Genomic DNA, 24,288 nt, shown 5'->3' with positions numbered 1-24,288 from the left:
TCCCCCCAACGCATATCAGGACGAGTCATCACGTGGACCTCATCAGGAGAGTCGTGGCGACCAGCACCAGCGTGCCGCCGAACATGGAGAGCGCGTACGAGCGGACGAAGCCGTTCTGGATCCGCCGCAGCCGGCCGGAGAGCCCGCCGATCGCGGCGGCCAGGCCGTTGACCACGCCGTCCAGGCCGCGGCTGTCGAAGAAGACCAGCGCCGCGGCGAGCGCCGAGCCCGGCCGCACCAGCACCGCGTGGTTGAAGTCGTCCTGCAGCAGGTCCCGGCGGGCGGCCCGGGTGAGCGGGGAGCCGACCGGCGGCACCACCGGGACCGGCGAGCGCCCGTACATCAGGTAGGCCAGGCCGACGCCGGCCAGCATGCAGGCCGTGGTCAGCAGGGTGACGGTCAGCGGGGCGAGCGGGGAGTCGCCCTCCTCGTACCCGGTGACCGGCTCCAGCCACTTCAGGAAGGAGTCGTTGAAGGCGAACAGCCCGCCCGCGAAGACCGAGCCGACGGCCAGCAGGATCATCGGGATCGTCATGGTCCGGGGCGACTCGTGCGGGTGCGGGGCGTTGCCCTCCGCGTCCGGCTGCCAGCGCTTCTCCCCGAAGAAGGTCAGCACCATCACCCGGGTCATGTAGAACGCGGTGACCGCCGCACCGACCAGCGCGCACAGCCCGAGGATCCAGCCCTCGGTGCCGCCCTTGGCGAAGGCCGCCTCGATGATCTTGTCCTTGGAGAAGAAGCCGGACAGGCCCGGGAAGCCGATGATCGCCAGGTAGCCGAGGCCGAAGGTGACGAAGGTGACCGGCATGTACTTGCGCAGGCCGCCGTAGTGACGCATGTTCACCTCGTCGTCCATGCCGTGCATGACCGACCCGGCGCCGAGGAACAGCCCGGCCTTGAAGAAGCCGTGGGTCACCAGGTGCATGATCGCGAAGGCGTAGCCGATCGGGCCGAGCCCGGCCGCCAGCACCATGTAGCCGATCTGCGACATGGTCGAGCCGGCCAGCGCCTTCTTGATGTCGTCCTTGGCGCAACCGACGATCGCACCGAACAGCAGCGTGACCGTGCCGACCACCACCACGGCGGTCTGCGCGTCCGGCGCCAGGTCGAAGATCGCCGAGGAGCGGGTGATCAGGTAGACGCCCGCGGTCACCATGGTGGCCGCGTGGATCAGCGCCGACACCGGGGTCGGGCCCTCCATCGCGTCCCCCAGCCAGGACTGCAGCGGCACCTGGGCCGACTTGCCGCAGGCAGCCAGCAGCAGCATCAGGCCGATCGCCGTCAGCTTGCCCTCGCTCGCCTCGTGCGCGCCGCCGAAGACCGGGCCGAAGGCGAAGGAGCCGAACTCCGCGAACATCAGCATGATCGCGACGGACAGGCCGACGTCCCCGACCCGGTTGACGATGAAGGCCTTCTTCGCCGCCGTCGCCGCGCTCGGCTTGTGCTGCCAGAAGCCGATCAGGAGGTACGAGGCCAGGCCCACGCCCTCCCAGCCGAAGTACAGCAGCAGGTAGTTGTCCGCGACCACCAGCAGCAGCATGGCGGCCAGGAACAGGTTCAGGTACGCGAAGAAGCGGCGCCGGCGCTCGTCGTGCGCCATGTAGCCGACCGAGTAGAGGTGGATCAGCGTGCCGACGCCGGTGATCAGCAGGACGAAGGTCATCGACAGCTGGTCGAGCTGGAAGGAGAAGTCGGCCTGGAAGCCGTTCACCGGGATCCAGCTGAACAGGCTTTCGGTGACCGCCCGGTGCTCGGCGTCACGGCCGAGCATGTCCGAGAAGAGGGCCAGGCCGAAGCCGAACGAGAGCGCCGCGAGCGCGGTGGCCAGCCAGTGGCCGTACCGGTCCAGCGCCCGGCCGCCGAGCAGCAGCAGGGCGGCGCCGGCCAGTGGAGCCGCCACCAGCAGCGGAATGAGAGAGTTCACCGAAGGCCCTCCGCCTACAGCTTCATCAGATTGCTGTCGTCGACCGAAGCGGAGTGCCTGGTCCGGAAGATGGAGACGATGATGGCGAGGCCGACCACGACCTCGGCCGCCGCGACCACCATCGTGAAGAACGCGATGATCTGACCGTCCAAGGTCCCGTGCAGCCGGGAGAAGGTCACCAGGGCGAGGTTCGAGGCGTTCAGCATCAGCTCCACGCACATGAAGAGCACGATCGCGTTGCGCCGGATCAGCACCCCGGCCGCGCCGATGGTGAACAACAGGGCTGCCAGGTAGAGGTAGTTGACCGGGTTCACTCCGCGTCCTCCTCGCCGGCCGGGTGCTTCACGTTGTTCGCCGGGACCGGCTCGCCGTTCGCCGGCACCGACCCGCCGTCGGCCGCCACGGGCTTGCCGTTCGCCGCCACCGGCTCCAGCGACCTGCGCGGGGCCGTCACCGCCGGGCGCTCCGAGGACGGCCGGCCCAGCCAGTCCGCCGTGGAGTTCTCCAGCTCCGCCATCCGCCGCAGCATCGCCTGGCTGACGTCCCGGACCTGGCCGCGCTCGCGCAGCGTCGCCATCACCGAGTCCTCGGCGACCGTGCCGTCCGGCAGCAGCGCGGGGACGTCCACCGCGTTGTGCCGCGCGTACACGCCCGGCGCCGGCAGCGGCGGCACCTGGATGTTGTCCACGATCCGCTGCGCCGCCAGCTCGCGCTGCGTCTTCGGCGCCTTCACGTGCTCCCGGTGGGTCAGCACCATCGCGCCGATCGCCGCGGTGATCAGCAGCGCGCCGGTGACCTCGAAGGCCCACACGTACCGGGTGAAGATCAGCCGGGCCAGGCCCGGCACGTTGCCCTCGGCGTTCGCCTCGGACAGCCCGGTGAAGTGGTTCAGCTTCGCGTTGGCGATCCCGGCGATCAGCAGCACGCCGAAGCCCAGCCCGCACAGCGCCGCGGCGACTCGCTGGCCCTTGAGCTGCTCCTTCAGCGAGTCCTCGCTGGTGACGCCGACCAGCATCACCACGAACAGGAACAGCATCATGATCGCGCCGGTGTAGACCACGATCTGCACCACGCCCAGGAACACCGCGCCCTGGGCCATGTAGCAGACCGCCAGCGCCAGCATGGTGGCCGCCAGGCAGAGCGCGCTGTGCACGGCCTTGCGCATCAGCACCATGCCGAGCGCGCCGCCGACCGCGATCACCGCGAGCACCCAGAACTGGACGGCCTCACCCGTCGAGGTCGTCCCGGTCGCCTCCGCCAGCCGCGCGATCACTGCTGCACCTCCTTGTCCCGGTCGGTGCGCTCCTGCTGGACCGTGCCCGGCGCCGCCGCGGTGATCTCGCCCCGGTAGTACGCGCCCTCGTCGGTGCCCGGGAAGATCGCGTGCGGGGTGTCGACCATGCCCTCGGACAGACCCACCAGCAGCTGCTCCTTGGTGAAGATCAGGTCCCGCCGGGAGGAGTCGGCCAGCTCGTACTCGTTGGTCATGGTCAGCGCCCTGGTCGGGCAGGCCTCGATGCACAGCCCGCAGAGGATGCAGCGGGCGTAGTTGATCTGGTAGACCGCGCCGTAGCGCTCACCCGGGGAGTAGCGCTCCTCGTCCCGGTTGTCCGCGCCCTCCACGTAGATCGCGTCGGCCGGACAGGCCCACGCGCACAGCTCGCAGCCGACGCACTTCTCCAGGCCGTCCGGGTGCCGGTTCAGCTGGTGGCGGCCGTGGAAGCGCGGAGCGGTGGGCTTCTTCTGCTCCGGGTACTGCTCGGTGAGCCGCTTCTTGAACATGGCCTTGAAGGTCACGCCGAAGCCGGCGGCCGGGCCGAGGATCGACGGGCGGTCGGCCCGTTCGGGGCGGCCCGTACGATCGGACTGGTCGGACATCTCGGTTCAGCTCCCTTCGGAATGGTCGGCCCCGTTGAGGGCGTCCTGGAGTTGCTTCGGGGCGCGGCTGCGGCGGCGCGGCACCGGTGGGAGCGCCTGGCCGGGCAGCGGCGGGACCGGGTAGCCGCCCGCCATCGGGTCGAAGTCGGCCCTGGGCGGGGCGTCCTCGGGTTCCGGCTGCTTCCTCAGGAAGTCCCGCAGCAGCGCCAGCAGCAGGATCACGCCGACCGGCGCGCCCACGTACAGCACCACCTCGCCGAAGTCGTAGCCCTCGTTGCGCAGCGCCCGCACGCTCGCGATCAGCACCAGCCACACCAGCGAGACCGGGATCAGCACCTTCCAGCCCAGCTTCATGAACTGGTCGTAGCGGAACCGGGGCAGCGTGCCGCGCAGCCAGATGAAGAAGAACAGCAGCAGCTGGATCTTCAGCGTGATCCACAGCATCGGCCACCAGCCGTGGTTGGCGCCCTCCCAGAACGTCGACACCGGCCACGGGGCCCGCCAACCGCCCAGGAAGAGGGTCGAGGCCACCGCCGAGACCGTCACCATGTTCACGTACTCGGCCAGCATGAACATCGCGAACTTCAGCGAGGAGTACTCGGTGTTGAAGCCGCCGACCAGCTCGCCCTCGGCCTCCGGCAGGTCGAACGGCGCCCGGTTGGTCTCGCCGACCATCGCGATGATGTAGACGATGAACGACACCGGCAGCAGCGCCGCGAACCAGGTCGGCTGCTGGTGCGCCACGATCTCCGAGGTCGACATCGAGCCCGAGTAGATGAACACCGCCGCGAAGGACAGGCCCATCGCGATCTCGTAGCTGATCATCTGCGCGGACGAGCGCAGCCCGCCCAGCAGCGGGTACGTCGAACCCGAGGACCAGCCGGCCAGCACGATCCCGTAGATGCCCACCGAGGCCGTCGCCAGGACGTACAGCAGCGCCACCGGGAAGTCCGTCAGCTGGAGCGGCGTACGGGTGCCGAAGATCGACACCTCGTTGCCGGCCGGGCCGAACGGGATCACCGCGAAGGCCATGAACGCGGGGATGGCGCAGACGATCGGGGCCAGGATGTAGACCACCTTGTCCGAGCCCTTGACCACCAGGTCTTCCTTCAGCGCCAGCTTCACACCGTCGGCCAGCGACTGCAGCAGGCCCCAGGGGCCGTGCCGGTTGGGCCCGATGCGCAGCTGCATCCAGGCCACCACCTTGCGCTCCCAGACGATGGCGATCAGCACCGTCAGGACGAGGAAGGCGAAGCAGAACACCGCCTTCAGCAGCACCAGCCACCACGGGTCCTGGCCGAAGAAGTGGAGCGTCTCGTACGGCTGCGGAGTCATCGGTCCTCCCCTTCGCCCGCGGTCTCGTCCGCGGTCTCGTCCGCGGTCGGCCCGGTCTGGGCCCGTGGCGTCGGCTCGGGTTCGGCCTGCGCCTCCGCCCCTGTCGCTGCCTCGGCCTCGGGCTCGGGCTCGGGCTCGGCCGCGGCGATCGTGACCAGGTGGCCGACCGTGGTGCCGAGCACCCGGTGGACGCCGCCCGGAGTGGAGCCGAGCGGGACCCAGACCGTGCGGTCCGGGATCGAGTCGGTGACCTCCAGCGGCAGGGTGAGCGATCCGGCCGGGCCGGTCAGCCGCAGCGCCTCGGCCGCCTGGGCGCCGATCTCCTTGGCCGTCTCCGCCGAGATCCGGGCCACCGCCCGGTGCCGGGTGCCCGCCAGGTGCGGATCCCCCTGCTGCAGCACGCCGTTGTCCAGCAGCTGGCGCCAGCCCGCGAGCACCGCCTGGCCGGCGGCCGGGCGGGGCAGCAGGCCGGGGTGGGCCACCGGGTCGGCCGTGCGGTCCCCCTCCCAGGGGGCGAAGCGGTCCAGCTCCAGCCGGGCCGCCCGGACGTCCGGCAGCCCGAGCCGCCCTCCCAGCGCGTCCGCCAGCATGCTCAGCGCCCGCAGGTCCGACTGGAGATGACGGCCCATCTGCTGGTCCGGCTTGAGCGCGGCCTCGAACATCCGCACCCGGCCCTCCCAGTCCAGGAAGGTGCCGGCCTTCTCCGCCACCGCCGCCACCGGCAGCACCACGTCGGCGCGCGCCGTCACCGCCGAGGGCCGCAACTCCAGCGACACCAGGAACGGCACCACCGCCAGGGCCTCGTCGGCCAGCGCGGGGTCCGGCAGGTCGTCCGGGTCCACACCGCCGACCAGCAGCGCGTCCAGCTCGCCGGCCACGACCGCCGCCAGGATCCCGTCGGTGTCCCGGCCCGGCCGGGACGGCGGCTCGACCCCGCCCCACACCTCGGCCGCCTCCGCCCGGGCCGCCGCGGCGGCCACCGGACGGCCACCGGGCAGCAGGCCCGGCAGCGCGCCCGCCTCGACGGCCCCGCGCTCACCGGCCCGGCGCGGCACCCAGGCGAGCTTCGCGCCGGTCGCGTGCGCCAGGCGCAGCACCGCCGTCAGCCCGCCCGGGACGGCGGCCAGCCGCTCGCCCGCCAGGATCACCGCGCCCGGGGTGCGCAGCAGCTCGGCCGCCCGGCCCGCGTCGTCGTTCAGCGGCTCGTCCGCCGCCAGCGCCGCGAACCACTCCGGCTCGGTGCCGGGGGCGGCCGGCAGCAGCGCGCCGCGCAGCTTCGCCAGGCCCCGGGAGCCGAACGCGGCCACCGAGAACACCTTCAGGCCCGTCGCCCTGGTCGCCTTGCGCAGCCGCAGGAAGACGATCGGCGACTCCTCCTCGGGCTCGAAACCCGCCAGTAGCACCATCGGCGCCCGGTCGAGGTCCTCGTACGCGACGCCGGTGCCGCTCACGTCGACGCCCCGCCCGGCCACCGCCGCGGCCAGGAAGTCCGCCTCCTCACCGCTGTGCGGGCGGGCCCGGAAGTCCACGTCGTTGGTGCCGAGCACCACCCGCGCGAACTTCCCGTACGCGTAGGCGTCCTCGACCGTCACCCGGCCGCCGGCCAGCACCCCGGTCCGGGCGCCGCGCAGCCCCTCGGCCGCCCGGGCCAGCGCCTCCGGCCAGGAGGCCGGCACCAGTTCGCCGTCAACCCGCACCAGCGGGGTGGTCAGCCGGTCGCGCTGCTGGGCGTAGCGGAACGCGAAGCGGCCCTTGTCGCAGTTCCACTCCTCGTTCACCGCCGGGTCCTCGCCCGCCAGCCGGCGCAGCACCTTGCCGCGCCGGTGGTCGGTGCGCTGGGCGCAGCCGGAGGCGCAGTGCTCGCACACGCTCGGAGAGGAGACCAGGTCGAAGGGGCGCGAGCGGAACCGGTACGCGGCCGAGGTCAGCGCCCCCACCGGGCAGATCTGGATGGTGTTCCCGGAGAAGTACGACTCGAAGTCGTCGCCCTCACCGGTGCCGACCTGCTGCAGCGCCCCGCGCTCCACCAGGTCGATGAACGGGTCCCCGGCGATCTGCTGCGAGAAGCGGGTGCAGCGCGCGCACAGCACGCAGCGCTCGCGGTCCAGCAGCACCTGGCTGCTGATCGGCACCGGCTTCTCGTAGGTGCGCTTCATGCCCTCGAAGCGGGAGTCGGCGGCACCGCTGGTCATCGCCTGGTTCTGCAGCGGGCACTCGCCGCCCTTGTCGCAGACCGGGCAGTCCAGCGGGTGGTTGATCAGCAGCAGTTCCATCACGCCGCGCTGGGCCTTCTCGGCCACCGGCGAGCTGAGCTGGGTGCGCACCACCATGCCCTCGGCCACCGGGATCGTGCAGGAGGCGACCGGCTTGCGCTGGCCCTCGACCTCGACGATGCACTGGCGGCAGGCGCCGGCCGGATCGAGCAGCGGGTGGTCGCAGAAGCGCGGGATCTGGGTGCCGATGGTCTCGGCGGCCCGGATCACCAACGTTCCCTTGGGGACCCGCACTTCGACGCCGTCGATGGTGAGCGTGACCAGTTCGACCGCGGTCTCGGAGGCGGTTGGCTCTGTGATCGTCACGCGTGCACCTCCCTTTCGGTGGCGGACTGGTGGCCGGGGCGGGGGCCGTCGGCCCAGACGGTGGAGGCGGCCGGGTCGAACGGGCAGCGGCGCTCGGCCAGGTGCTGCTCGTACTCGGCCCGGAAGTGCTGGAGCGAGGAGACGATCGGGCTGGCCGCGCCGTCGCCCAGGGCGCAGAAGGACTTGCCGTTGATGTTGTCGGCGATGTCGAGGAGCTTCTCCAGGTCCCCGTCGACGCCCTCGCCCGCCTCGATCCGCTTGAGCAGCTGGACCAGCCAGTAGGTGCCCTCGCGGCAGGGGGTGCACTTGCCGCAGGACTCGTGGGCGTAGAACTCCGTCCAGCGGGTGACGGCCCGCACCACGCAGGTGGTCTCGTCGAAGACCTGGAGCGCCTTGGTGCCGAGCATCGAGCCGGCCGCGCCGACGCCCTCGTAGTCCAGCGGGACGTCGAGGTGCTGGTCGGTGAACATCGGGGTGGAGGAGCCGCCCGGGGTCCAGAACTTCAGTCGGTGCCCGGGGCGGACGCCGCCGCTGAGGTCGAGCAGCTGGCGCAGGGTGATGCCGAGCGGGGCCTCGTACTGGCCGGGGTTGGTGACGTGGCCGGAGAGCGAGTAGAGCGTGAAGCCGGGGGACTTCTCGGTGCCCAGGGCCTTGAACCACTCCTTGCCGCGGGACAGGATCGGCGGCACCGAGGCGATCGACTCGACGTTGTTGACCACCGTCGGGCAGGCGTACAGGCCGGCGATCGCCGGGAACGGGGGCCGCAGCCTCGGCTGGCCGCGGCGGCCCTCCAAGGAGTCCAGCAGCGCCGTCTCCTCTCCGCAGATGTAGGCGCCGGCCCCGGCGTGCACGGTGATGTCGAGGTCGGTGCCCGAGCCGAGGATGTTCCGGCCCAGCAGCCCGGCCCCGTACGCCTCGGCGACGGCCGCGTGCAGCCGGCGCAGCACCGGGACGACCTCGCCGCGCAGGTAGATGAAGGCGTGGTCGCAGCGGATCGCGTAGGAGGCGATGATCATGCCCTCGATCAGCGCGTGCGGGTTGGCGAACAGCAGCGGGATGTCCTTGCAGGTGCCCGGCTCGGACTCGTCCGCGTTGACCACCAGGTAGTGCGGCTTGCCGTCGTTCTGCGGGATGAACTGCCACTTCATGCCGGTCGGGAAGCCGGCGCCGCCGCGGCCGCGCAGGCCGGCCTCCTTGACCAGGGCGATCACGTCGTCCGGCGGCATGGCGAGGGCGGCCTTGAGGCCCTCGTAGCCGTGGTGGCGGCGGTAGGTGTCGAGCGTCCAGGGGCGGCTGTCGTCCCAGGAGTCGGACAGGACCGGGGTGAGCAGTTTCTCGGCCGGCTCGGCGGAGGTCATCACGCTTCGCTCCCTTCCTGGCCTTTGCCCGCCTGGCCGTTGCCCTCGGGGCGGGGAGATTCGGAGCGGGACTGCGCGGCGCGGGACTGCTCGGCGCGGGACTGCTCGGCGCGGGACTGCTCGGCGCGGGACTGCTCGGCGCGCGGCGACTCGGGGCGGGGGGAGACCACCTTGGTGCCGGGGGTGCCGGGCAGCGCCTCGCCGCGGGCCAGCCGCAGACCGGCCAGGGACGGCGCACCGCCGGCCCCGGACTCGTCGTTGGCGCCCGGGCGCTCGTCGGGGAAGCCGGCCAGGATCCGGGCGGTCTCCTTGAAGCCGCACAGCCGGGCGCCGCGGGTGGGCCGGACCTCGCGGCCGGCGCGCAGGTCGTCGACCAGCTGCCGGGCGCTCTCCGGGGTCTGATTGTCGAAGAACTCCCAGTTGACCATCACCACGGGCGCGTAGTCGCAGGCCGCGTTGCACTCGATGTGCTCGATCGAGACCTCGCCGTCCTCGGTGGTCTCGTTGTTGCGGATGCCCAGGTGGTCCTGGAGCTCGGCGAAGACCTGGTCGCCGCCGAGCACCGCGCACAGGGTGTTGGTGCAGACCCCGACGTGGTACTTCCCGGCGGGGCGGCGCCGGTACATGGTGTAGAAGGTCGCGACCGCGGTGACCTCGGCGGTGGTGAGGTCCAGCTGCTCGGCGCAGAAGCGGATCCCGGTCGGGCTGACGAAGCCCTCCTCGGCCTGCACCAGGTGCAGCAGCGGCAGCAGCGCCGAGCGGGCCTGCGGGTAGCGGCCGATCAGCTCCGCGGCGTCGGCGGCCAGCCGGGCGTGCACCTCCTCGGGGTACGGTGCGGCCGGCAGCGCCGGCAGTCCGAGTTCGACGTTGGTCACCGGTCCACGCCTCCCATCACCGGGTCGATCCCGGCCACCGCGACGATCACGTCGGCCACCTGGCCGCCCTCGCACATCGCCGCCATCGTCTGCAGATTGGTGAACGACGGATCCCGGAAGTGGACCCGGTACGGGCGCGTCCCGCCGTCGCTGACCACGTGCACGCCCAGCTCGCCCTTGGGCGACTCGACCGCCGCGTACGCCTGGCCGACCGGGACCCGGAAGCCCTCGGTGACCAGCTTGAAGTGGTGGATCAGGGCCTCCATCGAGGTGCCCATGATCTTGCGGATGTGGTCGAGCGAGTTGCCCATCCCGTCCGGGCCGACGGCCAGTTGGGCGGGCCAAGCGATCTTCTTGTCGGCCACCATGACCGGGCCCGGACGCAGCCGGTCCAGGCACTGCTCGACGATCCGCAGCGACTGCTTCATCTCCTCCAGGCGGATCAGGAAGCGGCCGTAGGAGTCGGCGCTGTCGGCGATCGCGACCTCGAAGTCGTAGTCCTGGTAGCCGCAGTACGGGTCGGTCTTGCGCAGGTCGTGCGGCAGGCCGGTGGCGCGCAGGATCGGGCCGGTGGCGCCGAGGGCCAGGCAGCCGGGCAGGTCCAGGAAGCCGACGTCGACCAGGCGGGCCTTGAACACCGGGTTGCCGGTGGCCAGTTTGTCGTACTCGTGCATCCGGGAGCGGAAGACCTTGACCGCCTCGCGGATCTGGTCGACGGCGCCGGGCGGCAGGTCCTGGGCGAGGCCGCCGGGGCGTACGTACGCGTGGTTCATGCGCAGGCCGGTGACCAGCTCGAAGACGTCCAGGATCAGCTCGCGGTCCCGGAAGCCGTAGATCATCAGGGTGGTGGAGCCGATCTCCATGCCGCCGGTGGCCAGGCAGACCAGGTGCGAGGCGATCCGGTTGAGCTCCATCATCATCACGCGGATGACGTTGGCGCGGGCCGGGACGTCGTCGGTGATGCCGAGCAGCTTCTCGACCGCCAGGCAGTAGGCGGTCTCGTTGAACAGCGGGGTCAGGTAGTCCATGCGGGTCACGAAGGTGGTGCCCTGGACCCAGCTGCGGAACTCCATGTTCTTCTCGATGCCGGTGTGGAGGTAGCCGATGCCGCAGCGGGCCTCCTTCACCGTCTCGCCGTCGATCTCCAGGATCAGCCGCAGCACGCCGTGGGTGGACGGGTGCTGGGGGCCCATGTTGACGATGATGCGCTCGTCGTCGGCCCGGCCGACCGCCTCGACCACCTCGCCCCAGTCGCCGCCGGTGACGGTGAAGACCCGGCCCTCGGTGGTCTCGCGGGCGTCCGCTTCCTCGGTCTCTCCAAAGTGCTGGGTGTTCATCAGCTGTACGACCTCCGCTGGTCGGGAGCCGGGATCTGGGCGCCCTTGTACTCGACGGGGATGCCGCCGAGCGGGTAGTCCTTGCGCTGCGGGTGGCCCAGCCAGTCGTCCGGCATCATGATCCGGGTGAGCGCCGGGTGGCCCTCGAAGACCAGGCCGAAGAAGTCGTAGGCCTCGCGCTCGTGCCAGTCGTTGGTCGGGTAGACGCTCACCACGGACGGGATGCGCGGGTCGGCGTCGGGTGCGGTGACCTCCAGCCGGATCAGCCGGCCGTGGGTGATCGAGCGCAGGTGGTAGACCGCGTGCAGTTCGCGGCCCTTGTCGCCGGGGTAGTGCACGCCGCTCACGCCCAGGCAGAGTTCGAAGCGCAGCGCCGGGTCGTCGCGGAGGATGCGGACCGTCCCCAGCAGGTGGTCGCGGTCGATGTGGAAGGTGAGCTCGCCGCGGTCGACCACGGTCTTCTCGATCACCTCGACCGGGTCCAGGCCCTGCTCCTCCAGGGCGCCCTCCAACTCGTCGGCGACCTCGTCGAACCAGCCGCCGTACGGGCGCTCGCTCGGACCGGGCAGCACGATCGGGGCGGCCAGACCGCCGAAGCCGGAGGTGTCGCCGGTGCCGCTGGTGCCGAACATTCCCTGGCGGCGGCCGACCACCTCGACCGGGATCTCGCGGACCGGCTGCTCGCGCCGGGTCTCGGGTACCTGATCGTTCATCGCAGCTGCCCCCGCATCTCGCTGATCGGGGTCGCCTTCAGGGCGAGCGCCTCGCCGAGCTCCTCGGCCCGGCGCCTGTTCACGCCCAGCGACTCGTGCTGGATCTTGTCGTGCAGCTTCAGGATGGCGTCCATCAGCATCTCCGGACGGGGCGGACAGCCGGGCAGGTAGATGTCCACCGGGACGATGTGGTCGACGCCCTGGACGATCGCGTAGTTGTTGAACATGCCGCCGGACGAGGCACAGACACCCATCGAGATGACCCACTTGGGGTTGGGCATCTGGTCGTACACCTGGCGCAGCACCGGGGCCATCTTCTGGCTCACCCGCCCCGCCACGATCATCAGATCGGCCTGCCGGGGGGAGCCCCGGAAGACCTCCATCCCGAACCGGGCGAGGTCGTAGCGGCCCGCCCCGGTGGTCATCATCTCGATCGCGCAGCAGGCCAGACCGAAGGTGGCCGGGAAGAGTGACGCCTTGCGCACCCAGCCGGCGGCCGTCTCCACGGTCGTGAGCAGAAAGCCGCTCGGCAGCTTCTCCTCGATTCCCATCAGATCCCTCTCAATGCCCTCGAGTCCGCTGATACGTGGGCCGGTTCTGGCTTGTCCGCTCGTTCACAAGCGGGTGCGCAGCCGGCGGACGGGTGGGGTCGCCACCCCGCGCTCGGACCACTCCGCGCTCAGTCCCACTCCAGGCCGCCGCGACGCCACACGTAGGCGTACGCGACGAAGACGGTGGCGATGAACAGGAGCATCTCGACCAGCCCGAAGATCCCCAGGGCGTCGAAGGTCACCGCCCAGGGGTAGAGGAAGACGATCTCGATGTCGAAGACGATGAAGAGCATCGCCGTCAGGTAGTACTTGATCGGGAACCGACCGCCGCCCACGGGCTGCGGGGTCGGCTCGATGCCGCACTCGTACGCCTCCAACTTGGCCCGGTTGTAGCGCTTGGGGCCGGTGAGTGAGGCCATCGTGACGGAGCCGACCGCGAACGCCGCCGCGATGGCACCGAGTACGAGGATCGGCGCGTAGGCATTCATAGCCCCCGCTCCCTCCGTCCAGTCGTCCTTGACTGCAGATCGGAACCGGCGGGTCACACAGAGGTGAACCCGCGTTCCAGTTCCCGAGATCCACCCCATGTGAGGCAGTTCACAAAGCCTGGAACGAGCGCATCCTATGCCCGCCGGCTTGTGATCTGCGACACGCAGTTCACCGCCATCTTTGTGATCTACGACACTCTTCGAATGGTGTCGAATGTGAACATGCCCAGATTTGTCGACGCAAAGCAGCCAAATGATCACAAGCAGTCGCATTTACCTGTGAAGCGGCAGGTCAGAGGCATGTTCCTATATCAACTATGCGTCGGCCTGAGCAAATTTCCAGGCGTCATGTTGACGTGTTATAGAGGCTCACTCGCAGGGGTGGCGGGGGTCCGAACGCTCGCTTGACCCTTCGTTCACAAGCGCGCGAGCTTGTCGTTGGGTGGGGTTCCCCTGCGGCTCCCCGACCGCCGCCCGCCGCCTCGGATCGCACCTTCCACCCGCTGCCTCGGCCCGGTGGGGTGGCGGGCGGTGGGGCGGCGGGGCGGCGGGCAAGTGCGGGCAGGACACGGTTCGGCCTGCCCGGGCCTCGTCTCCGCGCTCTCGCCTTCGGGCTCTGGCCTCCGGGCTCTTGTCTTCGAGCTCTCGTCTCCGGGACAGGGATCGGCTATTGGCGGCCGACCGCCTGCTCCCAGATCCAGGCCGCGATGCCCACCCGGTTTCGGGCTCCGATCTTGCGCTGGATGTTGGCGAGATGGTTCTTCACCGTTCCCGGCGAGATGAACAGCCCTGCGCCGATCTCGGCATTGGTCGCGCCGTCTGCCACCAGCTCGGCGATCTCCCTTTCTCTCGTGGTCAGTTCCTCCGTCGGCCCGGCTGTCGACTGCCGGGCCCCCGCGGCCGCCTTGGCCCCTGGCCCGGGCGCCGGCTCCATACCCGGGAGTGCCATGTGCCGCAGGAGCCGGACGGTGATCTGTGGACTGATCAACGCGTCCCCGGCCATCGCCGCCCGGACCGCCTCGATCAGCAGCACCGGCCCCGACCGCTTCAGCAGGAATCCGGCGGCCCCGTGCCGCAGGGCTGTGTGCACGTACTCGTCCAGGTCGAAGGTGGTCACCACGATCACCTTGCACTGGTCAGCCAACTGCCGTGTGACCTCCAGGCCGTCGAGCTTCGGCATCCGGATGTCCGCGAGCACCACGTCCGGCCGCAGCCTCCTGGCCTCCTGCACCGCCGCGGCACCGTCTGCCGCCTCCGCCACCACCACCATGTCCGGCTGGACGTCGAGGATCATCCGGAACGCACTGCGAACGTCCGCCTGGTCGTCCGCGATCAGAATCCGAACCGGCCCTGCACCACTGCCCATCTCCGTACCTCCCCGTTACCGTCCCGCCTCGGCTCCTACGATCCCGTCTGCCGTGGGCCGGCTGCCTCCAGCGGCAACAGCGCCGTCACCCGCCAGGCCTCCCGCTCATGCGGACCGGCTTCCAGTGAACCGCCGAGGGCCTCCACCCGGGCCGCCAACCCCGGCAGACCGTTGCCACCGCCCCGGCGCGGCCGCCCCGCCGGGCCCGGCGCCCGACCGTCGTTGGTCACCGTCAGCTCCAGCAGTCCGCCGCTGCGGCGGGCCCGGACCTCGATCTTCCGTGCGCCCGGGGCGTGCCGCCGGACATTGGTCAGGGATTCGACCACGATCCGGTGGACGGTGCCCTCCACCTCGCGCGGCACCGGCTCCTCCGGCAGCTCCAGGCGGACCTCGGCTCCGCCCGTCGCCGTGAACCGCTCGGCCACCTCGGCGAGTTCGGCGAGCCCGGGCTGCGGACCGCGACCGCGGCCCTCCTCGCTGCGCAGCAGCTGTACCGTCCGGTCCAGCGAGGCCAGCGCCCGCTGCCCGGCCTGCTCTATTCGCTGGAACATCTCGGCCGCCCGGGCCGGATCGATCCCGGCCAGGTAGGCCCCCGCCTGTGCCTGGGCGACCATGCCGCTGACGTCGTGCGCCACGAAGTCGTGCAGGTCGTGGGCCAACTCCAGCCGCTGCGCCCGCTTGGCCTCGGCCACCGCCTCGTTGCGCGCCGCGTCCAGGCCCCGCAGGTAGAGCCCGATCAGAACGGCCGGCAGGGAGAGCATCGATCCGAACCCGAAGAGCGTGAGCGTGTCCGCCGGCCCGTCGATGAAAGCGAACCGGGACGGCCAGAGGGCGACCGCTCCGCACGCCGTCCAGGCGGCCGCCGCACACCGCGGACCGTCCTCGGCGCGCAGGCTGACGACCACCGACAGCAGCAGGACGGCCAGCTCGGCCAGACCCAACAGCCCCGCCCAGCGCTGCCCCTCCACCCAGCGGCCGAGGAACCAGAGGGCGACCGTGACCACGATCGACACCGCCCCGAGCGCCATGGTCACGGCCGCCGCCCCGTACCGCCCCCGAGCCGCCCAGGCGGGCGGCACCAGGAGCAGGACGGCCCCGGACAGGATCTGAGTCATCGTCACCACCTCTCCTCGACCCTTCGAATGCCGTCACACTACGACGCCGCCCGGGCGGCGCGCCTGTGCCGATCGGCATATTTCAAAGGCCGGCTGAGCAGGAGGAACAGCCCGATCGGCATCTGCCGCGAACCCTGGTGGGCCTCCAGTCTTGAGTCATCGCACCGGCCACGGAGGCCGGAGCCGAAGGGAGACCACCATGTCGAAGCTCGTGATCAACGCCCGTGGCACCGCCCACCGCGCCGCGGCGGCCACCCCGGCCGCCCCTGCCGTCCCGCCCGCTCCGCGCTGGGCGCGGCTCGCCGCCAAGGCCGCCCTCCTCACCACCGTGCCCTCGGGGCTGTGGCGGATCGCCTTCGGCTTCGGCGTCCCGGTCGGCTTCACCGGTGCGACGTACGCGGCGTACGCCGAGCACCAGCCGGGCTGGGGCACGGTCTACTGCGTGGTGCTGAGCGCCCTGGCCGAGTCGCTGGCCTTCCTGACCCTGGGCCTGGTCCGACCGTGGGGGCTGGTGGCTCCCCGGTGGATACCACTGCTGGGCGGCCGGCGGATCCGACCGCTCGCCGCGATCGTCCCCGCGTTGCTGGGTTCGGTGATACTCACCTACCTCGGTACGGCCGCACTGCTCGGCGGCTGGGCCCACAACCTGGCCGAGCCGGATTCTCCGCACGGTCTCGCCGCCGCGGTGATGACGCTGGCCTACCTGCCCCTGGTCGCCTGGGGCCCGCTGCTCGGCGCGGTCACCCTCGACTACGCCCGCCGGACGCTGCGGCGGCGCCGGTGACGACGGCAGCTGGTCACACCTCGGCCGGCTCCGCGCTCGACCCCACCGGATCGGTCTCGCTCGTACCCGGGCCCTCGTTCCGGGGCGGGGCCGACGCGGGAGCCGTGCGCCGACCCCACTCCGTCGCGACCAGCACCAGGGCTCCGCCGAGCAGGGCGAGCGGGCCCATCCGGTTCCCGGCCAGGGTGATCCCGAAGACGGCGGCCCACAGCGGCTCGGTGCCGAGCAGCAGGCTCACCCGCGAGGGCGACGTGGCCCGCACGGCCCACATCTGGACGAAGAAGGCGAACAGGGTGCAGAACAGGGACAGATGCAGCAGCCAGGCCCACTGGCCGGCCCCGTACGAACGCGCGACCGTCCAGGGCGCAGGACCGACCGACAGTGCGACGACGGAGAACACGCCGGTGGCCACGGCGAGTTGGACCCAGGTGACGGCGAGCATGTCGGTGTCCCGAACGGCCCGGGCGCGGGCCATCGCGAGGACGTACGCCGAGCGGACGAGGGCGGCGGCCAGCACCAGCAGATCACCGAGCGCCGGAGGGCGCAGCCCGCCGTCGCCGGTGAGCAGGGCGACGCCGAGGACGGCCAGTCCGGCGGCCGCGAGGAAGGCCTTCGGTGGTGCGGTCCTGCCGAGGGCGCTCTCGCCGAGCGGGGTGAGCACCATGGCGAGGCTGATGATCAGCCCGGCGTTGGTCGCGGAGGTGTGCACGGCCCCATAGGTCTCCAGCAGGAAGATCCCGCTGAGCACCAGCCCCAGTGCGGCGCCGCCGAGCCACTCGGCCCGGCTCAACCGGCGCAGGGCTCGCCAGGCGACCACCCCGAGCAGCGGCAGCACCAGCCCGAATCGCAGCACCAGCATCGCCACGACCGTCCCGGGCTCGGCCACCCGCTGGACGGCCAGGAAGCTCGACCCCCACACCACGGCCACGAGCAGGACCGGAAGATCACGAAGGACCGACGAGGACGAGGGCAAGCCCTCGGGCAGGTCGGACAAGGAGGCTGGCATGCGAAAGATCCCTCCGAACGGACGGAGCCGACGGGCGCGAGTACCGTACGGCGTCGGACGGACCCAGGAACCGGGTGCGTGGCCCGGCGGCGGACGAGGTGGAGCGCGGAGCGAGGGGGCGCCATCTTCGCGCACCGGGCCGCCGATGATCAATGCCCTGCGCGGGCAGGGGTGGGTCAGGCGGCGAGCAGACCGTTCGCCGCGGCGATCGCCTCGATGTCGGCCGGGGTGCCGGACATGATGGCGCGGACGTGTTCGGTGACCAGCTCGGCCGGCCAGTCCCACCAGGCCGCGCGCAGCAGGCGCTCGATGTCGGCGTCGTCGAAGCGGCGGCGGATCGGTCGGGCGGGGTTGCCGCCGACGACGGTGCACGGCTCGACGTCGGCGGTGACCATCGCTCCGGCCGCGATGATCGCGCCGTCGCCGATCCGGACACCGGGCAGGACGGTGGCCCCGTGGCCGAACCAGACGTCGTTGCCGACCACCGTGTCGCCCCGGCTGGGCAGGCCCGTGACGATGTCGAGGGTCCGCTCGGTCCAGCTGCCCCCGAACATCGTGAAGGGGAAGGTGGAGACACCGATGGTCGGATGGGCGGCGCCGGCCATCAGGAAGCGGGTGCCGGTGGCGATCGCGCAGTACTTGCCGATCACCAGCCGCTCCGGGCCGTACGCGTAGAGGACGTTGCGCTCCTCGAAGCGGGTGGCTCCGTCGGGGTCGTCGAAGTAGGTGTACGCGCCGACCTCGATCCGCGGGTCGGTGACGAGCGGGCGCAGCAGGACGACCCGGTCGTGGCCGGCGAGCGGGTGGAGGGCGGTGGCGTCGGGGATGACGGTGGCGGTCAAGCGAGCTCCTCTCGTAACGCGACATCAGTCGCATTACGATGAGCATGGCATGACCGCCACGCCACGACAATCCTTAATGCGACAGGAGTCGACTTTGACTGAGGCCACCCACCCCGCACCGGAACCCCGCACTCCCACCCCGCGCCCGGGCGGCCGCAGCGCCCGGGTCCGGGCGGAGGTGGTCGCCGCCACGCTCGCCGAGGTCACCGAGAACGGGTACGACGACCTCACCGTCGAGGCGGTCGCCACCCGCTCCGGCATCCACAAGGCGACTCTCTACCGGCGCTGGGGCGGAGTGGACGGCCTGGTCGCCGACGCCCTGACCACCTCCGCCGACCAGCCCTGGCTCCTGCCCGACACCGGAGACCTCCAGCAGGACCTCCGCCGGATCACCCAGGAGGTGTTCAGCGTCTTCACCGACCCGGAGCGAGGCCGCACACCCATCGCGCTGATCTCCGCCGCTCAGCGCTCGGACGCCGGCGCCGCCGCCCTCCACTCCTTCTTCGCGGCCCGCCACCGCCAGGCCGCCGAGGTGGCCGAACGGGCCGTCGCCCGGGGCGAGCTCCCTGCCGGCACAGATGGCGCGGAGGTGGTCCGGGCCGCCACCGCGCCGCTCTACTACCGCCTCTTCGTCTCCGGCGAGCCCCTGGACGCCCACACCGCCGAGCGGGCCGCCGACGCCGCGGCCCTGGCCGCCCGGGCCGGACTCTTCACACCCACCTCGCGCACCACGGAACAGAACTGACAAACCATCACGCCGCATCCGCCCGAGTCATCCGAGCCGCCACAACCGCCACAACCTCTACCGCATCCCCACCCGGCCGTGGATGATGCACCCATGACAACCCCGCCGTCCACCACCCCTCGGAAGGCCCGTCACGTGAAGCGCACCCACTGGGCGCTGGTCGCCGCCGCCACCGTCCTCCCGCTGGTGGCGAGCACCGGCACCGCCGTCGCGGACGCCCCCGTGGCCGCCACCCCCGCCGCCGGCTGCACCTACACGCCGGCCGTCCCGGCCGACAACTTCAAGGGCATCCCGGTCTTCGACGCCAAGAAGGCGGCGCAGCCCTACCGCGCGACGCTGCGGACCAGCCAGGGCCAGATCACCTTCGAGGCCCTGACCGACAAGGCGCCCTGCACCACCTTCTCGTTCCGGTTCCTCGCCGAGCACGACTACTTCGACCGCAGCCACTGCCACCGCCTCACCACCCAGCGGATCTACGTCCTCCAGTGCGGCGACCCGACCGGCACGGGCAGCGGTGGTCCGGGCTACTCGTTCCCGGACGAGAACCTGACCGGCGCCACCTACCCGGCCGGAACCGTGGCCATGGCCAACGCCGGCCCGAACACCAACGGCAGCCAGTTCTTCTTCGTCTGGAAGGACACCAAGCTCTCCCCCGCCTACACGCCCTTCGGCCGGGTCACCGCCGGGCTGGACGTGCTCCAGAAGATCGCCGCCGGCGGCGAGGACGACCAGAACAACCCGGGCGACGGCTTCCCCACGCTCCCGGTGAACATCCGCAACGTGAAGATCAGCACCCGCTGACCGGGCGGGCCGGACAGCCCCGGCCCGCCGCCCACCCGCCCGCCCCCGCTCCCGTACGGTGGCAGCACCAACGACACCGCATGGGAGCAGGAGCAGCGCCGCATGGACAGCCGGATCTGGGAGAGCGTCGACCACTTGGTCGCATGGCTGGACGAGCAGAGCACGCAGTCACCCCAGGAGGAGCGGCTGCTGCGGATCCTCAAGCTCTCCGAGGAGATCGGCGAGGTCGGTGCGGCGGTGATCGGTGCCACCGGCCAGAACCCGCGCAAGGGGGTCACCCACACCTGGGAGGACGTCCAGCACGAGCTCTGCGACGTCGTCTTCTCCGCCCTCGTCGCCCTGAGGACCCTCACCCCCGACGCGGCCCGGATCTTCACCGAGCGCCTCGCCTACGTCGAACAGCGCTCCGCCGCCTCCCGCCGGGCGCCGGAGGCCCCTCGGGCGGCCGACGAGGCGTAGGCGACGAGGCAAAGGCGGCGAGGCGTAGACGGCGAGACCCAGCCGACCAGGCACAGGCGACGCGGCACAGGCGATGCGGCACAGGCGACGCCCCGGCCGGAGCCGGGCGCCCGATCCAGGTCAGGCGCCCGAGCCGGGCCAGGCGTTCGAACAGGTCAGGCGTTCGGCGCGACCCTGGCGAGGCCGTTGATCACGCGGTCCATCGCGTCGCCGCCCTGCGGGTCGGTGAGGTTGGCGAGCAGCTTGAGGGTGAAGCGCATCAGCATCGGGTGGGTGAGGCCGCGCTGGGTGGCGATCTGCATCACCTTGGGGTTGCCGATGAGCTTCACGAAGGCGCGGCCCAGCGTGTAGTAGCCGCCGTACACGTCCTTGAGGATCCGCGGGTAGGCCTGGAGGGCTCGCTCGCGGCCACCGTCGGTGACCCGGGCGAGGGCCTGCACGATGACTCCGGCGGCGATCTGGCCGGATTCCATCGCGTAGGCGATGCCCTCGCCGTTGAAGGGGTTGACCATGCCGCCCGCGTCGCCGACGAGCAGCAGCCCGCGGGTGTAGTGCGGCTGCCGGTTGAAGGCCATCGGCAGCGCGGCGCCGCGGATCGGCTCGGTCATGTTCTCGGGGGTGTAGCCCCACTCCTCCGGCATGCCGGCGCACCAGGCCTTGAGCACCTCGCGCCAGTCCAGCTCGCCGAAGGCCGGCGAGGAGTTGAGGATGCCGAGGCCGACGTTGGAGGTTCCGTCACCCATGCCGAAGACCCAGCCGTACCCGGGCAGCAGCTTGCGCTCCCCGCCACGGGTGTCCCACAGCTCCAGCCAGGACTCCAGGTAGTCGTCGTCGTGGCGCGGCGAGGTGAAGTAGGTGCGGTAGGCGACGCCCATCGGGCGGTCCTCGCGCCGGTGCAGTCCCATGGCGAGCGAGAGCCGGGTGGAGTTGCCGTCGGCGGCGACCACCAGCGGGGCCCGGAAGGTGACCTGGCGCTTCTCCTCACCGAGCTTGGCGGTGACGCCGACGATCCGGCCGGTGCGCTCGTCCAGGACCGGCCCGCTGACGTTGCAGCGCTCGTAGAGCCGGGCGCCGGCCTTCTCGGCCTGACGGGCCAGCAGCTCGTCGAAGTCGGCGCGCTTGCGCACCAGGCCGTAGTCGGGGAAGGAGGACAGCTCGGGCCAGTCCAGCTCCAGCCGGACGCCGCCGCCGATGATGCGCAGGCCCTTGTTGTGCAGCCAGCCGTTCTCGGTGGAGACGTCGATGCCCATGTCCACCAGCTGCTTGGTGGCGCGCGGGGTCAGGCCGTCGCCGCACACCTTCTCGCGCGGGAAGGCGGTCTTCTCCAGCAGCAGCACGTCCAGCCCGGCCTGGGCCAGGTAGTAGGCGGTGGTGGAACCGGCCGGGCCCGCGCCGACCACGATGACGTCGGCCGTGCTCTCCACGGGGCTGTCCGGCTTCGTCAGATCGGCTGCGGTCTCGGACACGTGGACACACTCCTGGAACTGCGGCTGGGGGACGGCGGCTTTGTCTCCGGCAGTCTAGTTCCGCTCACGTCACCGGATGCGCCCCCGCCCCCGACCACCGGCCCGAGCCGCGGCGGTCGAGCCTCACTCCCGAGCCGTGACACCCGAACCGCCGGGCCCGACCCGGCCCGACCCGGCCCAGCCCGACCGAGCCCGGCTAAGCGATCTTGTACGCCCGGTGCAGCGCGACGATCCCGCCGGTCAGGTTCCGCCAGGCGACCTTCGACCAGCCGCTCTCCTGGAGCTTGGTGGCCAGCCCCGGCTGGTCCGGCCAGGCCCGGATGGACTCGGCGAGGTAGACGTACGCGTCCGGGTTGCTGCTGACGGCGGTGGCCACCGGCGGCAGCGCGCGCATCAGGTACTCGGTGTAGACGGTCCGGAACGGCGTCCAGGTCGGGGTGGAGAACTCGCAGATCACCAGCTTGCCGCCTGGCTTGGTGACCCGCAGCATCTCGCGCAGCCCCGCGTCGGTGTCCTGGACGTTGCGCAGCGCGAAGGAGATCGTCACCGAGTCGAAGGTGTCGTCCGCGAACGGCAGCCGGGTGGCGTCGCCGGCGGTGAGCGCCAGCTCGGGGTGGCGGCGCTTGCCCTCGGCCAGCATGCCGACCGAGAAGTCGCACGGGACGACCTCGGCCCCGGCCTCGGCGAAGGGCAGCGAGGAGGTGCCGGTGCCGGCCCCGAGGTCGAGCACGAGGTCCCCCGGTCCAGCGGCCACCGTCTCGGCCACCGCCCGGCGCCAGGCGCGGGCCTGGCCGAGGGAGAGCACGTCGTTGGTGCGGTCGTACTTGGCCGCGACGTCGTCGAACATGGCGGCGACTTCGTGCGGCTGCTTGTCCAGAGAGGCTCGGGTCACGACCCCATTGTTCACCCTCACACGAACGCCCCGACCAACGGGGCACGCCGACCCGAAGCCGAACCCGGCCGAACCCCAGCCGAACCCGGCCGAACCCCAGCCGAACCCGGCCGGACCCGGCCGAACCCCCGCCCGCCCCTGCCGGCACGGCGCGTCAGTGCTGAGCGCGCCGTCCGCCCGCGCGGCGCCGCCGACGCGACCGCTTGCCGTGCGTTATCGCGGGCATCCCGTCCGCCAGCGCCCCCGTCGCCAGTGCGAGGTTGGCGGCCAGCTTCCCCTGCCCGCCGCGGACCGCGAGGGCCTTGTGGTGCCGCCGGATGCGCAGCACGCAGATCACGAAGAGCACGATGGCCACCGGCACGCTGAACCGGGCCAGGCCCACGCCGACCGGCTGCGGGTAGGTGTCGCCGCAGATCCGCACCGCGCCCGGGTCGTCGGCGGCGTGCTCCAGGCAGATCCTGTCGCCGACCTTGGCGGCGTCCGAGAGCGGCAGCGCGGCCGCGGTGTGCGACTCCCCGCCAACCCGGTAGCTGACGGCGCTGTAGGTGCCGCCGCCGGTCGGGAGCTGGGTGACGACGCCCTCGACTCTCACCGGGTGCGCCTCGATCCGGTCGGCCTGGTCGGCCTGGCGCCAACCCAGCAGGCACATGCCGACGGCCAGCACGGCGCTGAGCACGGCGGCGAGGTACCAACCACGGCCCAACCGCGGGATGCGCGGCGGGGGAACGGTCGCGGTTCGCATGGTTCCTGTCCTGGCTTGCCTTCGGGGCCGGGGACACGGCCCCGCCACCCGCGGCGCGGGCGGTGGTGTGGTGAGGGTACGGAGTGAGCTGTCCGGGATCGTATCCGCTGGCGGGCCCTCAGGTCACGATGAAGAGACAATCACTCTCCGCCACCGGCACCGCAGTTCGGGTGCACACGAAGGAAGTCCCGTGCGCCACAAGGAAATCCGGCTACCGGCGGGTACGTCACGCCCACCGTGACGACCGTCTCACCGCCGGCGGTACACCAACCGTCCGCCCAGCACCGTGGCCAGGCACCCGCCCGCCACCGGCTCCGCGCCCGCGAACACCGCGAAGTCCGCCCGGCCCCCGGCCGCCACCCGCCCGTACGCGGCCTCCACGAGCGGCAGCACGGCCAGCGGGTCCAGCGGCCCCGCACCCGCGCCACCCGGCCCTCCTGACGAGCCGGCGGAACCATCCGAACCGGTGGAAACAGCGGAACCGGGCAGCCCCACGATCCCCGACCGCGCCACCGCCGTCCGCACCGAGGCCCGCTCGAAGGGCCCGGCCACCGCCGTCACCCCGTACCCGAGCATCCGCTGCAGTCCCCGCCGCGCACTGGCCCCGCACCGCGCCTCGTCCGTGGACCCGGCCAGCCCGTCCGCCACCGGCTCGACGCCGACCTCCTCCCGGGGATCGGGGTGGTACGCACGTTCCAGCAGCCAGTGCCCGTACGGATTGCGCAGCCCGGGGGTGAGCGCGGCCGCACCCCAGTCCCGCACCCGCGCGCCCGGGTGCGCGGCCGCCAGCTCCCCGTACGGTCCGACCGCTTCCACCAGCTCGCCACGCACCACCACCGCCCCGTCGGCGATGGACGGGGCGGTGGGATCGGCCGGGTCGGGCAGCACGAACGCCGCCCGGTGCAGAGTCAGCACAACAGCGCCTTCGGCTTCGACGACAACGGCTGGGACAACAGCTGGGACAACGGAAGCGACAGCGGCAGCGACAGCGGCACCAGCACCGGGACCGAGACCGGAACCGGAACCGGCATC

Annotated in this window: 24 protein-coding genes; 4 read left to right on the top strand and 20 right to left on the bottom strand. The window is 71.8% G+C overall.

Annotated features, from left to right (window positions below; translation table 11 throughout):
* Window positions 1–28: 28 nt before the first annotated feature.
* The 14 genes from nuoL to ACFWP2_RS32990 form a co-directional block, all read right to left on the bottom strand.
* Window positions 29–1,924: an NADH-quinone oxidoreductase subunit L gene (gene nuoL, locus ACFWP2_RS33055; protein ID WP_380458383.1), complete on the bottom strand. Its 1,896-nt coding sequence runs from the start codon at window positions 1,922–1,924 to the stop codon at window positions 29–31.
* 14 nt (window positions 1,925–1,938) lie between these two features.
* Window positions 1,939–2,238, bottom strand: a complete 300-nt coding sequence (nuoK, locus tag ACFWP2_RS33050) for an NADH-quinone oxidoreductase subunit NuoK (RefSeq protein ID WP_030060110.1) — start codon at window positions 2,236–2,238, stop codon at window positions 1,939–1,941.
* Window positions 2,235–3,194 carry an NADH-quinone oxidoreductase subunit J gene (locus ACFWP2_RS33045; RefSeq protein ID WP_380458397.1) on the bottom strand — a complete coding sequence of 320 codons (960 nt, stop codon included), beginning with the start codon at window positions 3,192–3,194 and terminating at the stop codon, window positions 2,235–2,237. Before ACFWP2_RS33045 ends, nuoK begins: the two co-directional genes overlap by 4 nt.
* Window positions 3,194–3,802, bottom strand: a complete 609-nt coding sequence (nuoI, locus tag ACFWP2_RS33040) for an NADH-quinone oxidoreductase subunit NuoI (protein WP_380458381.1) — start codon at window positions 3,800–3,802, stop codon at window positions 3,194–3,196. Before nuoI ends, ACFWP2_RS33045 begins: the two co-directional genes overlap by 1 nt.
* A 6-nt stretch (window positions 3,803–3,808) precedes the next feature.
* On the bottom strand, window positions 3,809–5,137 hold the full coding sequence (nuoH, locus tag ACFWP2_RS33035) for an NADH-quinone oxidoreductase subunit NuoH (RefSeq protein WP_380458379.1): 1,329 nt from the start codon (window positions 5,135–5,137) through the stop codon (window positions 3,809–3,811).
* The gene (locus tag ACFWP2_RS33030; RefSeq protein ID WP_380458377.1) at window positions 5,134–7,716 is read right to left on the bottom strand and encodes an NADH-quinone oxidoreductase subunit G; all 2,583 of its coding nucleotides are present in this window, start codon (window positions 7,714–7,716) and stop codon (window positions 5,134–5,136) included. The genes nuoH and ACFWP2_RS33030 overlap by 4 nt, the downstream gene beginning before the upstream one ends.
* On the bottom strand, window positions 7,713–9,074 hold the full coding sequence (nuoF, locus tag ACFWP2_RS33025) for an NADH-quinone oxidoreductase subunit NuoF (protein ID WP_380458375.1): 1,362 nt from the start codon (window positions 9,072–9,074) through the stop codon (window positions 7,713–7,715). The genes ACFWP2_RS33030 and nuoF overlap by 4 nt, the downstream gene beginning before the upstream one ends.
* On the bottom strand, window positions 9,074–9,928 hold the full coding sequence (nuoE, locus tag ACFWP2_RS33020; protein WP_380458395.1) for an NADH-quinone oxidoreductase subunit NuoE: 855 nt from the start codon (window positions 9,926–9,928) through the stop codon (window positions 9,074–9,076). Before nuoE ends, nuoF begins: the two co-directional genes overlap by 1 nt.
* Window positions 9,929–9,945: 17 nt before the next feature.
* Complete coding sequence (locus ACFWP2_RS33015) at window positions 9,946–11,286, bottom strand: NADH-quinone oxidoreductase subunit D (RefSeq protein WP_360343468.1); 1,341 nt, start codon at window positions 11,284–11,286, stop codon at window positions 9,946–9,948.
* Window positions 11,286–11,999, bottom strand: a complete 714-nt coding sequence (locus tag ACFWP2_RS33010) for an NADH-quinone oxidoreductase subunit C (protein WP_380458373.1) — start codon at window positions 11,997–11,999, stop codon at window positions 11,286–11,288. The genes ACFWP2_RS33015 and ACFWP2_RS33010 overlap by 1 nt, the downstream gene beginning before the upstream one ends.
* Window positions 11,996–12,550: a NuoB/complex I 20 kDa subunit family protein gene (locus ACFWP2_RS33005; RefSeq protein ID WP_380458370.1), complete on the bottom strand. Its 555-nt coding sequence runs from the start codon at window positions 12,548–12,550 to the stop codon at window positions 11,996–11,998. The genes ACFWP2_RS33010 and ACFWP2_RS33005 overlap by 4 nt, the downstream gene beginning before the upstream one ends.
* 128 nt (window positions 12,551–12,678) lie before the next feature.
* Window positions 12,679–13,038 (bottom strand): NADH-quinone oxidoreductase subunit A, encoded by a 360-nt coding sequence (locus tag ACFWP2_RS33000; protein ID WP_380458368.1) that lies wholly within the window; start codon window positions 13,036–13,038, stop codon window positions 12,679–12,681.
* A 667-nt stretch (window positions 13,039–13,705) separates the two neighbouring features.
* On the bottom strand, window positions 13,706–14,404 hold the full coding sequence (locus ACFWP2_RS32995; RefSeq protein WP_380458366.1) for a response regulator: 699 nt from the start codon (window positions 14,402–14,404) through the stop codon (window positions 13,706–13,708).
* A gap of 35 nt (window positions 14,405–14,439) precedes the next feature.
* Window positions 14,440–15,519, bottom strand: a complete 1,080-nt coding sequence (locus ACFWP2_RS32990; protein ID WP_380458364.1) for a sensor histidine kinase — start codon at window positions 15,517–15,519, stop codon at window positions 14,440–14,442.
* 199 nt (window positions 15,520–15,718) lie between these two features.
* On the opposite strand from ACFWP2_RS32990, the gene ACFWP2_RS32985 reads away from it, so the two are divergent.
* Complete coding sequence (locus tag ACFWP2_RS32985; RefSeq protein ID WP_380458362.1) at window positions 15,719–16,303, top strand: hypothetical protein; 585 nt, start codon at window positions 15,719–15,721, stop codon at window positions 16,301–16,303.
* 13 nt (window positions 16,304–16,316) lie between these two features.
* On the opposite strand, the gene ACFWP2_RS32980 is transcribed toward ACFWP2_RS32985, so the two are convergent.
* A complete protein-coding gene (locus tag ACFWP2_RS32980; RefSeq protein ID WP_380458360.1) occupies window positions 16,317–17,309 on the bottom strand; it encodes a DMT family transporter in 993 nt (330 codons plus the stop codon).
* Window positions 17,310–17,485: 176 nt separating this feature from the next.
* Complete coding sequence (locus ACFWP2_RS32975) at window positions 17,486–18,151, bottom strand: CatB-related O-acetyltransferase (RefSeq protein WP_380458358.1); 666 nt, start codon at window positions 18,149–18,151, stop codon at window positions 17,486–17,488.
* 94 nt (window positions 18,152–18,245) lie between these two features.
* On the opposite strand from ACFWP2_RS32975, the gene ACFWP2_RS32970 reads away from it, so the two are divergent.
* The 3 genes from ACFWP2_RS32970 to ACFWP2_RS32960 all read left to right on the top strand — a co-directional run bounded on the left by ACFWP2_RS32970 (window position 18,246) and on the right by ACFWP2_RS32960 (window position 20,156).
* On the top strand, window positions 18,246–18,896 hold the full coding sequence (locus tag ACFWP2_RS32970) for a TetR/AcrR family transcriptional regulator (RefSeq protein WP_380458356.1): 651 nt from the start codon (window positions 18,246–18,248) through the stop codon (window positions 18,894–18,896).
* A 93-nt stretch (window positions 18,897–18,989) separates the two neighbouring features.
* Entirely contained in the window at window positions 18,990–19,697 is a 708-nt protein-coding gene (locus tag ACFWP2_RS32965) for a peptidylprolyl isomerase (RefSeq protein WP_380458354.1), read from the top strand.
* 102 nt (window positions 19,698–19,799) lie between these two features.
* Window positions 19,800–20,156, top strand: a complete 357-nt coding sequence (locus tag ACFWP2_RS32960; RefSeq protein ID WP_380458352.1) for a MazG-like family protein — start codon at window positions 19,800–19,802, stop codon at window positions 20,154–20,156.
* Window positions 20,157–20,311: 155 nt separating this feature from the next.
* Here ACFWP2_RS32960 and ACFWP2_RS32955 read toward each other — a convergent pair whose 3' ends face one another.
* The 4 genes from ACFWP2_RS32955 to ACFWP2_RS32940 form a co-directional block, all read right to left on the bottom strand.
* A complete protein-coding gene (locus tag ACFWP2_RS32955; protein WP_360343495.1) occupies window positions 20,312–21,622 on the bottom strand; it encodes a geranylgeranyl reductase family protein in 1,311 nt (436 codons plus the stop codon).
* 196 nt (window positions 21,623–21,818) lie between these two features.
* Window positions 21,819–22,514, bottom strand: coding sequence for a demethylmenaquinone methyltransferase (locus ACFWP2_RS32950; RefSeq protein WP_380458349.1), 696 nt, complete (start codon window positions 22,512–22,514; stop codon window positions 21,819–21,821).
* A 154-nt stretch (window positions 22,515–22,668) separates the two neighbouring features.
* Window positions 22,669–23,256, bottom strand: coding sequence for a hypothetical protein (locus ACFWP2_RS32945; RefSeq protein ID WP_380458347.1), 588 nt, complete (start codon window positions 23,254–23,256; stop codon window positions 22,669–22,671).
* A 249-nt stretch (window positions 23,257–23,505) separates the two neighbouring features.
* A complete protein-coding gene (locus tag ACFWP2_RS32940) occupies window positions 23,506–24,171 on the bottom strand; it encodes a hypothetical protein (protein WP_380458345.1) in 666 nt (221 codons plus the stop codon).
* Between the last annotated feature and the right edge of the window lie 117 nt (window positions 24,172–24,288).

Source organism: Kitasatospora sp. NPDC058444 (assembly GCF_042721415.1).
Classification (GTDB): Bacteria; Actinomycetota; Actinomycetes; order Streptomycetales; family Streptomycetaceae; genus Kitasatospora.
Note: the sequence above shows the minus strand (reverse complement) of the source record. Positions and strands in the feature narration are given on the sequence as shown.